The organism is Advenella incenata (assembly GCF_004217095.1).
Taxonomy (GTDB): Bacteria; Pseudomonadota; Gammaproteobacteria; order Burkholderiales; family Burkholderiaceae_B; genus Advenella; species Advenella incenata.
In genome coordinates this window covers 97,705-110,856 of record NZ_SHKO01000004.1, presented here as the reverse complement: position 1 = coordinate 110,856, position 13,152 = coordinate 97,705, and the positions used below count along the sequence as shown (strand labels likewise).

At 55.7% G+C, this 13,152-nt stretch carries 12 protein-coding genes; 1 reads left to right on the top strand and 11 read right to left on the bottom strand.

Annotated elements, in window-relative coordinates; translation table 11 throughout:
- Positions 1 to 75 precede the first annotated feature (75 nt).
- The 3 genes from EV681_RS19470 to EV681_RS19460 all read right to left on the bottom strand — a co-directional run bounded on the left by EV681_RS19470 (position 76) and on the right by EV681_RS19460 (position 3,949).
- Positions 76 to 1,218, bottom strand: a complete 1,143-nt coding sequence (locus EV681_RS19470) for a CaiB/BaiF CoA transferase family protein (RefSeq protein ID WP_128396175.1) — start codon at positions 1,216 to 1,218, stop codon at positions 76 to 78.
- 2 nt (positions 1,219 to 1,220) lie between these two features.
- Complete coding sequence (locus EV681_RS19465; protein ID WP_130304913.1) at positions 1,221 to 2,201, bottom strand: Bug family tripartite tricarboxylate transporter substrate binding protein; 981 nt, start codon at positions 2,199 to 2,201, stop codon at positions 1,221 to 1,223.
- Positions 2,202 to 2,275: 74 nt separating this feature from the next.
- Positions 2,276 to 3,949: an acyl-CoA dehydrogenase family protein gene (locus EV681_RS19460; protein ID WP_130304912.1), complete on the bottom strand. Its 1,674-nt coding sequence runs from the start codon at positions 3,947 to 3,949 to the stop codon at positions 2,276 to 2,278.
- 102 nt (positions 3,950 to 4,051) lie between these two features.
- On the opposite strand from EV681_RS19460, the gene EV681_RS19455 reads away from it, so the two are divergent.
- A complete protein-coding gene (locus EV681_RS19455; protein WP_130304911.1) occupies positions 4,052 to 4,936 on the top strand; it encodes a LysR family transcriptional regulator in 885 nt (294 codons plus the stop codon).
- A 94-nt stretch (positions 4,937 to 5,030) separates the two neighbouring features.
- Here the strand turns inward: EV681_RS19455 and EV681_RS19450 are convergent, their stop codons facing one another.
- Genes EV681_RS19450 through EV681_RS19415 form a run of 8 tightly spaced genes read right to left on the bottom strand, consistent with a single transcriptional unit; the run spans position 5,031 to position 13,151 of the window.
- Entirely contained in the window at positions 5,031 to 5,363 is a 333-nt protein-coding gene (locus EV681_RS19450; RefSeq protein ID WP_130304910.1) for a DUF192 domain-containing protein, read from the bottom strand.
- Complete coding sequence (locus EV681_RS19445) at positions 5,364 to 6,239, bottom strand: type II secretion system F family protein (protein ID WP_130304909.1); 876 nt, start codon at positions 6,237 to 6,239, stop codon at positions 5,364 to 5,366.
- A 13-nt stretch (positions 6,240 to 6,252) separates the two neighbouring features.
- The gene (locus EV681_RS19440) at positions 6,253 to 7,098 is read right to left on the bottom strand and encodes a type II secretion system F family protein (protein WP_130304908.1); all 846 of its coding nucleotides are present in this window, start codon (positions 7,096 to 7,098) and stop codon (positions 6,253 to 6,255) included.
- Positions 7,095 to 9,080, bottom strand: coding sequence for a TadA family conjugal transfer-associated ATPase (locus EV681_RS19435; protein ID WP_130304907.1), 1,986 nt, complete (start codon positions 9,078 to 9,080; stop codon positions 7,095 to 7,097). Before EV681_RS19435 ends, EV681_RS19440 begins: the two co-directional genes overlap by 4 nt.
- Positions 9,081 to 9,090: 10 nt before the next feature.
- Positions 9,091 to 10,620: a type II and III secretion system protein family protein gene (locus EV681_RS19430; protein WP_130304906.1), complete on the bottom strand. Its 1,530-nt coding sequence runs from the start codon at positions 10,618 to 10,620 to the stop codon at positions 9,091 to 9,093.
- Between the two features lie 11 nt (positions 10,621 to 10,631).
- Positions 10,632 to 11,675: a Flp pilus assembly protein CpaB gene (gene cpaB, locus EV681_RS19425; protein ID WP_130304905.1), complete on the bottom strand. Its 1,044-nt coding sequence runs from the start codon at positions 11,673 to 11,675 to the stop codon at positions 10,632 to 10,634.
- A gap of 13 nt (positions 11,676 to 11,688) precedes the next feature.
- Complete coding sequence (locus tag EV681_RS19420) at positions 11,689 to 12,408, bottom strand: hypothetical protein (RefSeq protein ID WP_130304904.1); 720 nt, start codon at positions 12,406 to 12,408, stop codon at positions 11,689 to 11,691.
- A 38-nt stretch (positions 12,409 to 12,446) separates the two neighbouring features.
- A complete protein-coding gene (locus EV681_RS19415) occupies positions 12,447 to 13,151 on the bottom strand; it encodes a pilus assembly protein (RefSeq protein WP_130304903.1) in 705 nt (234 codons plus the stop codon).
- Position 13,152: the final 1 nt, after the last annotated feature.

The following is a 13,152-nucleotide window of genomic DNA, read 5'->3' as shown; positions in this document are numbered from 1 at the left end:
AAGCCTGTCAAATCAATATTACACTATCCGCAAAACCGTAACCAGACGGTGCGATTTAAACCGTGTTTGAACAAATCACTTTACGCCGTACTCCTGGTTATGCTCACCAAAGCCCGGGGGGAGTGACCGAAATTGTGCAGGCGTGCGCGACAGTTTGATAGGTGTATTAATGGCGCGATAGCTGCCCTGCTCAATCACCATCTTTCTATGATTGGTGTGCGGATGCGCCAGCAGTTGAGCCACGTTGTTTATCGGCGAAGCGGGCACACCAGACTTCATCAGCTTATCGGCCAGCCCGGCTGCCTGATGCACCGCCAGCACTGCACACAGTGTCTCATGTAGAATCTGTCGATGCGCCAGCCGTTGGGCATTATCGATAAAACGCGCGTCCTGGGCAATATCAGGGCGCTCGAGCACTTTGCACAGCGTTGCAAATTGCCGGTTGTTGCCGACGGCCAGAAATAACTCGCCGCTGGCGGTGGGAAAACTTTCATATGGGGCGATGTTCGGATGTGCATTGCCGGTCAGGCCGGGCACCTTGCCGCTGGCAAAATAATTGGGCGCATGCGGGTGCAGCAGCGAGACGGCGCAATCGAATAGAGAAATATCCAGATATTGTCCCTGGCCGCTGGTTCGGCGCTCGTTCACGGCAAGAAGCACCCCGATGGCCGCGTTCAGGCCCGTCACCATATCGACTACTGGCAGACCCACGCGCGTCGGGGCGCCGCCCTTTTCTCCATTAACACTCATCAATCCACACAAAGCCTGGGCGCAGGCATCATAGCCGGGCAAGCCCCCCAGCGGGCCATCCGCACCAAAGCCGCTAATGCAGCAATGGATAAGCTGCGGAAATTCCTTTTGCAGCGCATCCTTGCCAAGCCCCCATTTTTCCAGTGTCCCAGGCTTGAAGTTTTCAATCAGAACATCCGCCTGCGACAACAGCTCGCGCAGAAAATGCTGTCCGTCCTCGGTAGACAAATCGGCGACAAGGCCTTTCTTGTTACGGTTGACGCCCATGAAATAGGCTGCCGTGTCGTCGATAAACGGCGGTCCCCAGCCTCGCGTTTCGTCGCCCGTCGGCGGCTCGATCTTGAGCACCTCTGCGCCATGATCAGCCAGAATCTGCGTGCAGTACGGCCCGCCCAGTACCCGTGTCAGGTCGACAACGCGAATGCCAGTAAGCGAGGCTGGAGGAGTAAGGGTCTGTGATTCGGTCATAATCAATCGAGTTTGATGGATGCGTTGGTGATGACGTCGTGCCACTTTTTCACTTCACTGTGAATAAATTGGGCCAGCTCTTCGGGCGTCTTTTGGTCTGCTTGCACAATGCCCTGGCTACCCAGGGTAGCCTGAATGTCGGGTTCTGCCATGGCGCTTTTGAACGCTTCGTTCAATGATGAGACAACCTGATCGGACATGCCTGCCGGTCCGACAATGCCGAAAAAGACACTGACGTCGTAGCCGTCCAGCCCCTGCTGCGCAATGGTCGGCAGCTCGGGCAGCGCCTTGGAACGCTGCCCTGCAGCCAGCCCCAAGGCATTCAATTTGTGTTCGCGAATATGCGGCAACGCAGTCAGAACATCGGTAAAGGCCATGGAAACCTGTCCGCCCAGTAAGTCATTGAGCGCCGGTCCCGTCCCTTTATATGGCACATGCAATATACGCGTGCCAGCCATGGTATTGAACAACACGCCTGCCAGATGAGACGACGCCCCGGTACCAGAGGAAGCATAGGTCACCTTATCGGGGTTGGCCTTGGCATAGGCAATCAGCTCCTGTACATTTTTTACCGGGACCTTGGGATTGACGACAAGAATGTTGGGCAAATGGCCGATTTTCATGATCGGTGTAAAGCTTGTTTCCGGTTGGTACCCGAGGTTTTTGTACATGCTGCTGTTGATCGCCAGCGGCCCGGACGTGCCGAACATAATGGTATAGCCGTCAGGCTTGGCGCGCGCCACATACTCGGCGCCGATATTGCCATTGGCCCCAGCCTTGTTTTCAACCACGATCGTGGTACCCAGTTTTTCCCCGGCGCCCTGTGCCAGCCGGCGTGCCAACGCATCGGTAGGGCCGCCCGGCGGATAAGGCACTACGAGCTTGACCACTTCGGATGGAAATTTATCTGCAGCAACCGCAGCGCCAGGAACCGCCAGACAGGCAAGCAAGCCTGCCAGGACATATATCCTTGATTTTTTCATGAGTATGCTCCTGTTGCGCGCGCCGTGCAGCATAACCGGTGGCGCATATTGTAAGAATTGAGTATGTATGTAGATTACAGCGCGTACGCCAACAGGGCCTTCATTGCACCCTCGTATTTCGTCTGTGATAACGGATCACGCGGCGCCAGACGATGGATCAAGACCTGATCGGCCAGCATGGCCCGTGATTCCAATCCGGCATGGGCGGCTTCCCAGCGCATGCCAGCAAGCGCTGCCACGTGATACAGTGCCGATGCAACCTGTCGCGCCATGACGGCGTCTTCACTATCTGCCACACGCCGTGCAAGTGCAAATGTATTTTCAATACAGTTTGCCTGCAGCACGGCCAGTGATTCCTCGCATGGCTTGCCTGTTTCCAGCAATGTCTGTACATGGGTCTGCAGCGCAGCCAGCCCATTGCTCTTGCGTATCGCACGCAATACGTCGAGCGCCACGATGTTGCTGGTACCCTCCCAGATAGAGCCCAGGTGGGCATCGCGCATGAGGCGCGGCTCAACCCACTCTTCGATATAGCCACAGCCACCCCGCACTTCCATGGCGTCTCCGGTTACCACGCGAGCATCGCGGCAGGCGCGAAACTTGATCAGTGGCGTAAGGATGCGCAGCAAATCCCTTGCAAACGCATCACCGCCGTCGGCCTTTTCCAGCGCCGTTGCTGTTTGGAACATGACCGAGCGGGCCTGCTCGGCCCGTGTCATCATCTTGACCAGTTGCCTTTGCATCAAAGGCATTTCGATGAGCCGCTTGCCGAACGCTTTTCTGTGACTGCAGAAATAGACCGCCTCGCTGACTGCACGGCGCATCAGGCCGGCGGCACGCATCCCATTTGACAGCCTGGAGTTGTTGATCATATCGGCCATCTGTTGAAAGCCTTTGCCACGCTCGCCGATCAGCCATGCGAAGGCGCCTTCGAGCCTGATTTCACCACTGGCCATAGAGCGGGTACCCAGCTTGTCTTTCAACCGCAATATTCGATACTGATTAGGCGCTCCGTCAGGACATATTCTGGGTAGCAGAAATAGCGACACGCCCTTGAGCCCGTCAGCCGCTTCGCTGCGCGCCAGCACCATGGCAAAGCCCGCATCGGGATTGGAGCAGAACCACTTGTCTCCTGTCAGCCGCCAGTGCCCATCTTCGTGGGGCTGTGCGATCACCTGCGTAGCGCTAACATCGGACCCGGCGGCCTGCTCAGTCATGAACATGGCCCCCTGTTGCAGATCGGCAAATTCAGTTGCCGTCACTTGCGGCAACACTTGTTCGACCAACGCAGGATTGCCGAATTTTTTCAGCGTTCGCGCCAGAGAGTCGGTCATGCTGACCGGGCAGCACAGGCCGAACTCGGCCTGCACGAATAAATGCGACAACGCGTACTTGGCCGCGGGCGGAAAGGGTTCTTTCCAGCCCAGAACCCCCGGCCGGTGCGACATGGCTGCCAGCCCAAGTTTTTCATAGGCCATTTTTTCCAGTTCCACATAAGCCGGATGCTTGGTAACCGCGCAGGCATCCTGGCCCTGGCGGTTGCGCACGGACAGTTGGGGCGGATTTTTATCGGCCGTATCGGCCTGCTCATCCAGGCGTGACCCCACTGCTGCGCCCAGTTCATTGAAAACCGGCAACAGGTGGGTATAGAGCGGCGCCGGCAGATAAGTTTTCAACAAGGCGCCGGAATAAGGATCCAGCGTAAAAAAATTGCTGCCCCGGCTATCCGGAATATTATTTGTCTCCATGTCCTGGCCTTTGTGAACTTAAATAATATTCACAGCGTAAATAAAACAATGTATATATGGAAATACTATTTTTATTTAGATCTATACATATAATGTATAGATATGGACCTGGAACTTCGTGCCCTTCGCTATTTTGTCGCCGTTGCCGAAACGCTCAATTTCAGCAAAGCTGCGGCACGTCTGAACATTTCGCAGCCGCCGTTAAGCCTGGCCATCCGGCAGCTTGAAGCAAAAATGGGTGCACAGCTGTTTGAACGCAACAGTCGGCATGTCAGCCTGACGCCTGCGGGCGCCGTGCTCTATAAGGAAGCGCTTTTCCTGATCAGTCACGCCGGCTCGCTCAAAAATCGCCTTGCCCACACGACAGAACGCGGTCGCCTGCGCATCGGCTTTGTGGGATCCATGGTCTATCGCGGCCTGCCAGCATTACTGCAGCTATTGGGGCGTGAAGGCGAGCAGATCGATATTGAGCTGGCCGAATCCAATTCAGGCGACATTGTCGATAAAGTTGCCATGGGCCATGTTGATGTGGGATTTATCCACAGTAATCGCCTGCCTGCTGAACTGCAGGACAAGGTGATTGTCACCGAGCCATTCCTGCTATGCGCCCACAAGGATAATCCGATACTGCAAAGAAAGGCCCCTGCCCTGGCCGACTTCAGCGCGCAGCGGTTCATCTTTTTTTCGCGTCATGTATCACCGGTTTATTATGAAATACTCTTGTCCATGTGCATCAGTGCCGGGTTCTTTCCCAAGGCTGTAGACGAAACGCGTCACTGGCTGAGTATACTGAGCATGGTGTCCCAGAACATGGGCGTATCACTGGTACCGGCCTGCATGCAGCACTGCGGTCTGCCCGATTTGCAGTTTCTGGAGTTTGCGCACACCCAGCGCTCTATTACATCTGTTATATGGTCGAGAAAAAAACAGGATCCGATCGTCAGTCATGCCATTGAGCGCATTATTGCGTACTATGACGCCACGTAAAGGTCCCCGGTTTCGTTGGCTGTTGGCTGAACTGACCAGCGGTCTTGAGCTTGTTCAGCGTTGTCCATTTGTTGATGATCGTATTTTCGTTTTTTCAGACGATATTCACGGGCAATAGCGCAGCGACAAGCTCCTGCGCTTGCCTGTTCGACGTAATGGACCCAGCGCGAAGTTCAAGCACCGACCACGCCTGCCGGTACCAGGCCACGCGCGCAGGCGCCAGATAATCGATCACATGCAGGACACGCAACTGCTTGTCCAGAAAGATAACTGTGAGCGGAACAGTCATGCCAAAGGTATGGATACTGTTGCACGGAACCAAGTGGAAAACATGTCGGGGATCAATGCCCTTTCTTCCCATTAAGCCTACAAGTCGTTGAAAAAAACGGTCAAACGTAATTAAGGTATAGGTGGACGAGAGTCGCATTCACACTCCGGATTGCAGGATTTTTATCGCAATGGGAAACGCCAGAACGATAAAGGTGCAGGGAAAGATACAGAAAATCAACGGCAGCAGCATTTTTACCGGCGCTTCCAGCGCCAGCTTTTCAGCACGGTTAAAACGCTCCTGTCGGCGCTGATCTGATTGCGAACGCAATAGCGGGCCGAGCGACATGCCCATGCTTTCCGCTTGCGCAATGGAAGCGACCCATAGGGAAACCTCCGCAGTACCAGTACGCGCGGCCATGGCCCTCAGCGCATCAATGCGGGGCTTGCCCGTGCGTATTTCACTCAAGCAATAACTCAATTCATTGCGCAAAATACCTGGTGAACACAGGTTTGCCGTGCAATACAGGGCGCCTTGCAAGTTGTGGCCGGCCTCTACGCACAAAGTAGTCATATCCAGCAGGAACGGCAACTCACGCAAGATCTGCTGCCGGCGCCTGGCCCCGCGTTCGCGCAACCACATCAGTGGCAACAGTAAGCCTGCCAGCGCCATGACAAGTGCAATCAACAGCACAGATATGGGACGTGCATTCAGTTGCGGCACTTGCACAAGAACGGTACCGGCAAAGGCACAACAGGCGAACAGGCATTGTATGCCGGCAACATGATCGATCTGCGCCACCTGCTCGAGCCCTGCACTACGCAGCAATGACAGCAAACGCGCGCGATATCTCCATGATATAAAGGGAATGATGGTGCGGCCCAGCACATGAACCCACGGCCAGAGCAAGACTAATACTCTTTTGTCCTGATAGACCTGTGGCACAACGACCTTGGTGCTTGCAGGTGAAAGCAACAGATAAAGACCAAGACAAATGGAAATACCCGTGAAGATGCAACTGATCCAGAATGCCATTTTCTGTTCATTCCTAAATATCGATATTCACGATTTTTAGAATCAACCAAATACCCAGTGCTTCCAACAGGAAGATAATGCCCAGCACGATCCATCCTGCCGGATGAAACCACATCGGGGACATGGCTGCCGGGTCCAGCATATTGAGCACTATCATCAACAGCAACGGCAATCCCGCCATCACCCAGGCCTGCATTTTCCCCTGTGAGGTCAACGCCCGAATTCGTCCCTGTATCTGCTGGCGTGCCTGCAAGGTCTGGGCGATCCGCTCAAGGGCCTCGGCCAGATTACCGCCACTTTGGGTCGCGATTTTCAACGCCGAGACCAGCAGACCGGTAGACTCTGAGGGCATGCGCACAAAGAGATCATCAAGGCTTTGTTCAAAGGAGATGCCCAATCTTTGCTGTCGCTGTACAAGACCAAACTCCTGAGAAAGCGGCGCAGCCGCTTGAACCGTTATCTGAGCGATAGCCGCCTGAACGCCTGCCCCGGCCCGCAGGGCACCAGCAAGCGCCAGTAGCATAGTGGGCAATTGACCGTCAAATTTTGCGAGACGCCGCCGGCGCAACCTGGCTACCAACCAGTTGGGGGCCAGAAAGAGGAGCAAGCCGATTATCATGCCCACCCACCACATGCCACTGAGCGCCCAGGCGATAAAAGCCAGTGATACCGCCAGCACGACATTGCCCGACCAAAGCGCCGACGGATCGATGAACAGAAAGAAATCCTGCAGCCTGCGGGTTGTATCGGTCTTGACCCGATCTTCCCAGTTTTTAAAGATACGGCCAAATATTTGCTGCAGCAATATAAAGACAACTGCAATAAAAATCACGACAAACAGCAGCACTGCCCAGATCATTGTGAACACTCCTGCAACTGCGTTTGTGATTCAGGCAACTGACCGTCAGAGGACACAAAGGCATTGGCCCCGGAAGTGGCTGGCGTGTACTGGCTGAACATCTGCATATCGATCGGGACGCCCTGCACGCGCAAGGCATCAAAGCATTCAGGCGCAATCCCCAAACCCATAAAGGCGCCCGTGCCTTTGCGCTCGAAGCGAAAAATTTCCTGTGATTTGATGACGCCGCTTTCCAGCCCACAAATTTCAGTAATCGACGTGATCACGCGCCGGCCGCAAGAAAGGCGGCTTTGTTGCACTATGAAATTGATACTACCAGCAATATGCTCCCGGACTGCAGCCAAAGGCAAGTCCATGCCGGCCATCAGTATCATGGTCTCCAGGCGCGCAAGTGCATCCCTTGGGGTATTGGCATGCAAGGTTGTCAGGGAGCCTTCGTGGCCAGTATTCATGGCCCAGAGCATGTCAAATGCTTCCGCCCCTCTACATTCGCCCACCACGATTCTGTCTGGCCGCATGCGCAAGGCGTTTCTGACCAGATCGCGGATCTGCACCTGGCCTTTGCCTTCAAGGTTGGCCGGACGGGCTTCAAGCGCGACCAGATGCTCATGATTCAGGCGTAGCTCTGCCGCATCCTCTATTGTGATAATTCTCTCGTGTTCTGGTATGCAGTTAGACAGGATGTTGAGCAAGGTGGTTTTACCGGAACCGGTTCCACCCGAGACAATGAGATTCTTGCGATGCTGGATGCAGAGCGTAAGAAATTGCTGCATGGCTGCATCAAGCGAGCCAAGACGCAGCAGATCCTGCATGCCGGGTCGAAAGTGTGGAAACTTGCGAATGGTCAGACTGGCCCCGCGCAGGGCAACCGGCGGGATGATGGCATTGACGCGCGAACCGTCCTTGAGACGGGCATCGACCATTGGCGAGCTTTCGTCGACCCGGCGTCCCAATGGCGTCACGATGCGCTCGATGACCCCAAGCACCGATTTTTCGCTGCTGAATGTGCCGTTATAGCGGATCAGTCGTCCGGCCTTTTCTATGAACAGTTCGTCGTAGCGATTCACCATGATTTCGGTTATGGCCGGGTCTGCCAACAAGGGCTCCAGCGGCCCGAGCCCGATCACTTCGTCCAGTACATTCTGCTTCAGGCGTTCATGGTCGATATCTGCCGGCAGTTCCTGGTTTTCGGCCAGGATCCGGTCAAGCATCGCGGCAGCTTCGAGCCGTAACGCCGAGTCTGTCATATGGGATACGTCCTTGCGCCGCAAATCAAGCGCCTGCAGCAGGCGGGCATGCAGCTGCATTTGCCATTGCTGATACCACCGCTGATCGCACGCAGCATGGGTAGGGTCTGATTGTTGCCTCTGATCACATACGGCACGGGCCTGCTGCCGGGAAATAGACGCCGGTGTGCCCTGCGGCCCAATTGGGTTTAGGACAGAAACAATGCCCGCCTGCGTTACGGACACGCCCTCTGGTGGTTCTTTGTATCGATCATTTTGTAGGGTATGAACTGCGGTATCAAATGGTTTATGCGCTGGTTGATGAAGTGACTCGTCAGTTGGCAGATGAGGCAGCACATGTTGTCCCTGATGTTGCGGCCTCTGTTCTGCCGGGGCGCTGTTGGCCCGACCTTGCTCGTGGCCAGGCTCGACAGCGACGTTGCCGCGCGTGTAGACCGAATCAGCATCAAATACATCACGTATGAGCATGCGACACGGGCCGATCAGTATTTCGTCGGCGCCAGTCAATGGCCCGTACTCGGTGATACGTATGCCATTGACAATCGTACCGGCAAGTGACCCCATATCTTCTACAAAGATCCCCGCCTGCCGATGAACCAGACGGGCATGTTGCCGGGCCACGCGCCAGCTGCGCAAGCAAATGTGGCAGTCCTTTTGCCTTCCCACAATGGCCGGCAACGCATATTGGCGACTTTGCAATGTTCCATCCTCAAAATGCATGTCAATCACAATCATTGTTCCACCTTCAGAAAGCTTGATCTATATCGGATAACCGCAGTCGTAGAATCGGCTTCCATCGGGAGTGGCGCACCCGTATCGGCACAGGGCGCTGGTGTCGAGCCCCGTCGGTACGGTCCCTTGCCAAACGACCGGCACGGTCCGCAGCCGGCAATTTGCGCGAATACTGCCACCGCTGCCCTGCGGGGATCCAGATTGGGTAATGGCGTTTGACCGATGCCCGCGCAGCTTGCGACTCATCGGATCTGTCCGCTGCTACCGGCGTATTCAGTATCGGCGCGCTGTTGAACGTCTCGTCAATGATGGCGCGTGAACGGGCTGCGCGTTTCTGTAAATCACGGTTATCTGCCGAGACCACAACAGGTCGTACAAAGATGGCCAGTTCAGTTTCATTGCGCTGAAACCGGTTTGACCGAAAGAGTGCGCCAAGAATAGGCAGATCACCCATGCCGGGCAACTTGTCGGCATTGCGAAACTGGTCACGGGACACAAAGCCTGCCAGCACAAGCGTTTGGCCGGACTGTACGTTGAACTCGGTGGAAGTGCGGCGTGTTTTGAGTGCGGGCCCGCCATTGAGCGCCATGGAGCCATCGACCGAGCTGACCTCAACGTCTATTTTTGATCGCACGTTGCCATTTTTCTGGATGCGCGGCGTAATATGCAGACTCACACCGTAAGGCTTGAACACGGTCTGGTTCTGTCCGTTCTTGTCGGTCGTGACATAAGGGACCTCGCCGCCGGCCAGAAACTCTGCCGTCGCCCCGCTACGCGCCATCAATTGCGGTTGGGCCAATACAACTGCCTGTCCTTCCTCGGCCAAAGTCTGAAGGGAGGCAGACAATAGCGCATTCAGACCAAAATAGCCGGCGGGTGAGATTGCCCTGAAGGGAATGTCGAGCACACTATTGCCTGGCCTGGTGGACAGACGTGAGGACCCGGTGTCCCAGACAGCCCCCATGGAAAACCCGCCAGCATGTGTGCCCCATTTAACACCGAGCTCCTGCAATACATTGCGGGGCAGCTCCAGAATCTGTACATCGAGCAGTACCATTTGATCCCAGCCAATCTGGCTAGTCATATCCACAATTTGTGGGAAATGCCTGGCAAGCACCAGCAGGCGCTCACGATCTGCATCGCTCAGATTGTCTCCTTCGACAATGATCTTATCGCCAACCTGCGTCGTTTTGATCCGCCCGATCGTACTGAGCATACGTTGTATTTCGTATTGCAGTTTTTGTTCCCCGGCTGCACGAACAAATACATGAAACTGCTGGCTTCGATGTGATTTGTCCCAGATGTTCAGCACGGTTTGTCCCGGCTCCCGGGCAAACAGCACCAGTTCATTTTCACCGTCGGTGACCGCGTTGACAATTTTGCCGTCACCCACGGCCACACGGGCCAGATCGACAAACGGCAACACCTTGACGTCACCAACCTGCAAGGTGATCTGCGCGATAGGCTGCTCGTTTGCGCAAGACGGCACCATGGCGCCAATTTGCAGTGCTACAAAAAATGAAAATGCATAAATAAACTTCATGGCGCTTCCTGCTAATTACTGGGTACTGCTGGCGTTTGAGCCTGGGCCGATCCCATATCACGCATGTCATCGGCGACAACGAACGCCTCTTCTTCGGCCGCTATTGGTCCAACCGGCGAGGCGCTGCCAGATTTTCTGACATCGGCAAGTGAGTTGATCCATGCACTCACGATGTCCTCTGTCTCGGGCAGTTCAATAAGCCCTTTGGACAACTCGGGCATGCCCGGCCCTGGGTCGGCCGCCAGCGCCGGTAGCTTGTGCTGCGGCTGGTTGCCATAAATGACGGCCGGTCTGGTCCGTGTAACGGATGAGGGTTTTGCAATGCCAAGCAGCGTCGCCAGATCCCCCTGTACCCCCTTGTTGCTTGCCTTGGCGTCATCGGGATGTCGCAACAAGGCTGTAATGGTGCCGGCCTGCCGCGCCGCCACCAGTCTGGCTGCTTCCTCCGGTGCCGTGTCCAGCGTGACCGTTGAAAAGGCTGCGCCTTGAGCGGGTTCATCCCCGTCACCTGCCTGTTGGCTGTCACTACCGGTGGCCAGCACCAATACGCCCTGCAATAGCGGCGCCGTAATCCGTTTGCGGCGGTATTCGAACGACACGTAAAGATCGATCAGATCGCCCGGCACCAGCATGCCCGAGACCGAATTGATGGCATCCACCGGAATGGTAATAGCGCGTCGGCCGCTTCGCACTTTCTGTGAAAATGCGTGGTGACGCTGGGGCGCCAGATTGGCACGCAACAAAATATCGCCTTTGCTCACGGCGGTTGTCACCACCTTGCCTTCGATACTTTGCACCTCTTCGGGTGCAATGCTGCCACTGGGAGCCCAACTGACTGGAACCTGCATGACCGCCAGATGCAAGCGCTCCAGTCGCAATCCTTCAGGCAAATCAAAATCGGCGACGATCCGGCTGACCGTTCGCACTTTGGCCTGCTCGTCCAGCGCCCGGATATGATCCTGTATATAGCGCCGTGCAAACCAGGCCGCCGCCAGCCCTGCCGCAATAGCCGCAAACAATAGCAAGGCGTTGCGGCTTAATCTGAAAATTCGCATTTTTCCTCCCGCTCTACCACAGGATTGCAGGCGCCGTCAGATAGAGCGTTGTATTGCCATTGACGTTGGCCAGGAAGTATTGAAGCGTTCGACCATGGCGAATCCAGGTCGCAAGACCTGCTGCTATGCTTTGCGCTTGCCAGTTGGCAGCGATAAGCGTCGCTTTCAATGCACTGGCAAGCTGCTCGGTACTCAAACCCGCATAAGCATAGACTTGATGGCAGGTGCGCTCGCGATCGGGGTAGCAGACGTCCATGAGCAGCCTGGCGCCATCGGGCAACAGTTGCAGCATGCGGCGCCCTGGCAAGTGCATTGAGTCTATTGCTGGATTCGAACCGGTACCGGCAGGCGGCAGCGTCGTCGCACTCAACAGTGCATGAGTGGTATCTGCTTGGAGCACGTCAACTACCAACTGCAGGCTCGTCTGGCCAAACGAACCACTGTAGAAAACCTGGTTCCCCACGCGGGTGAACCGCGAAAACGGTGAAGACGTGCCATGCAATCGCTGCATGAACTGCCCCGGCGGTTCCTGCAGATTGAGCACCAAAAACGCCGAGGGCATGCCAAACAACTGAAATGACACCGGCGACAGATTGACGCACAGCTTCAATTGCCGACATACATTACGCAGCGATGCAACGGGAGCATTCTCTGCAGCATTGGCTGCAGCCATATCGCCGCACCACAGCAGCGATGTAAATACAAAGACGATTTTGACGAATAAAACCTGCATACAATGGTCCAGAAAAATTCAAGCAACAACAAAGGGACTTATGGTTTTTTGCCGGCCCAGGGCATGAACCAGTCAAAAACGGGTGCCGCCCGCCCCCAGGGTGCATCAACCGGCATGGCAGCAGCTGCAATTTTTTTTCCCGCCGCATACGACGCGCGCGCGGCCTGCTGCCATGCGGTATTGGAACGGGCAGCACGCTCGTGCGCAGACCGCGCATTGATGGCGTGCCCGGCATCGACCAGAATTGCGGTATGCCTGCGTAGCGACACTACCAGACTGCCCAAAAATTTCTGTGCCTGCCCTGCCCATTCAGTATGTGTTCGTTCGGATGGCGTAGTCGCTCGCGGACGAATGCGCAATGACACATTGGCGATGCCGCGGTCCTGCAGTTCCCACTCCTTACGTAAAATGGTCGCGTTCCTGTCAACCGCACCGGGCTGGCTTTGAGGATCAAGCAGGGCTTGCCTGTTGTACCCGATCTGTATCCGGTCATCGACCACCAGCGCATTGCCCTGCCGGTTACGCCAGCCCGCATGCCGCCCCTGGAAAAACCGGGTCGACAATTTGGCGTTGTCGATATCGCCTGCTCTGGCAAGCTCAAACGCACCAAAACGGCTGGCATGTTGCTCATACAACGCCACATCCTGCAGTCGCCCCAGCCCAGTCGCTGCTGCAAAAAAAATGAGCATGCATAAAAGCACAATCAAGCCTTCCGTGAGTGCCTGTCCTTGCTGGTGTTTCATA

Bases quoted from the DNA above. Each gene is read 5' to 3' on its own strand.
- EV681_RS19415 (WP_130304903.1), bottom strand. From the start codon at position 13,151: ATGAAACACCAGCAAGGACAGGCACTCACGGAAGGCTTGATTGTGCTT.
- EV681_RS19430 (WP_130304906.1), bottom strand. From the start codon at position 10,620: ATGAAGTTTATTTATGCATTTTCATTTTTTGTAGCACTGCAAATTGGC.
- EV681_RS19450 (WP_130304910.1), bottom strand. From the start codon at position 5,363: ATGCGACTCTCGTCCACCTATACCTTAATTACGTTTGACCGTTTTTTT.
- EV681_RS19445 (WP_130304909.1), bottom strand. From the start codon at position 6,239: ATGGCATTCTGGATCAGTTGCATCTTCACGGGTATTTCCATTTGTCTT.
- EV681_RS19440 (WP_130304908.1), bottom strand. From the start codon at position 7,098: ATGATCTGGGCAGTGCTGCTGTTTGTCGTGATTTTTATTGCAGTTGTC.
- EV681_RS19460 (WP_130304912.1), bottom strand. From the start codon at position 3,949: ATGGAGACAAATAATATTCCGGATAGCCGGGGCAGCAATTTTTTTACG.
- EV681_RS19435 (WP_130304907.1), bottom strand. From the start codon at position 9,080: ATGATTGTGATTGACATGCATTTTGAGGATGGAACATTGCAAAGTCGC.
- EV681_RS19455 (WP_130304911.1), top strand. From the start codon at position 4,052: ATGGACCTGGAACTTCGTGCCCTTCGCTATTTTGTCGCCGTTGCCGAA.
- EV681_RS19470 (WP_128396175.1), bottom strand. From the start codon at position 1,218: ATGACCGAATCACAGACCCTTACTCCTCCAGCCTCGCTTACTGGCATT.
- cpaB (WP_130304905.1), bottom strand. From the start codon at position 11,675: ATGCGAATTTTCAGATTAAGCCGCAACGCCTTGCTATTGTTTGCGGCT.
- EV681_RS19420 (WP_130304904.1), bottom strand. From the start codon at position 12,408: ATGCAGGTTTTATTCGTCAAAATCGTCTTTGTATTTACATCGCTGCTG.
- EV681_RS19465 (WP_130304913.1), bottom strand. From the start codon at position 2,201: ATGAAAAAATCAAGGATATATGTCCTGGCAGGCTTGCTTGCCTGTCTG.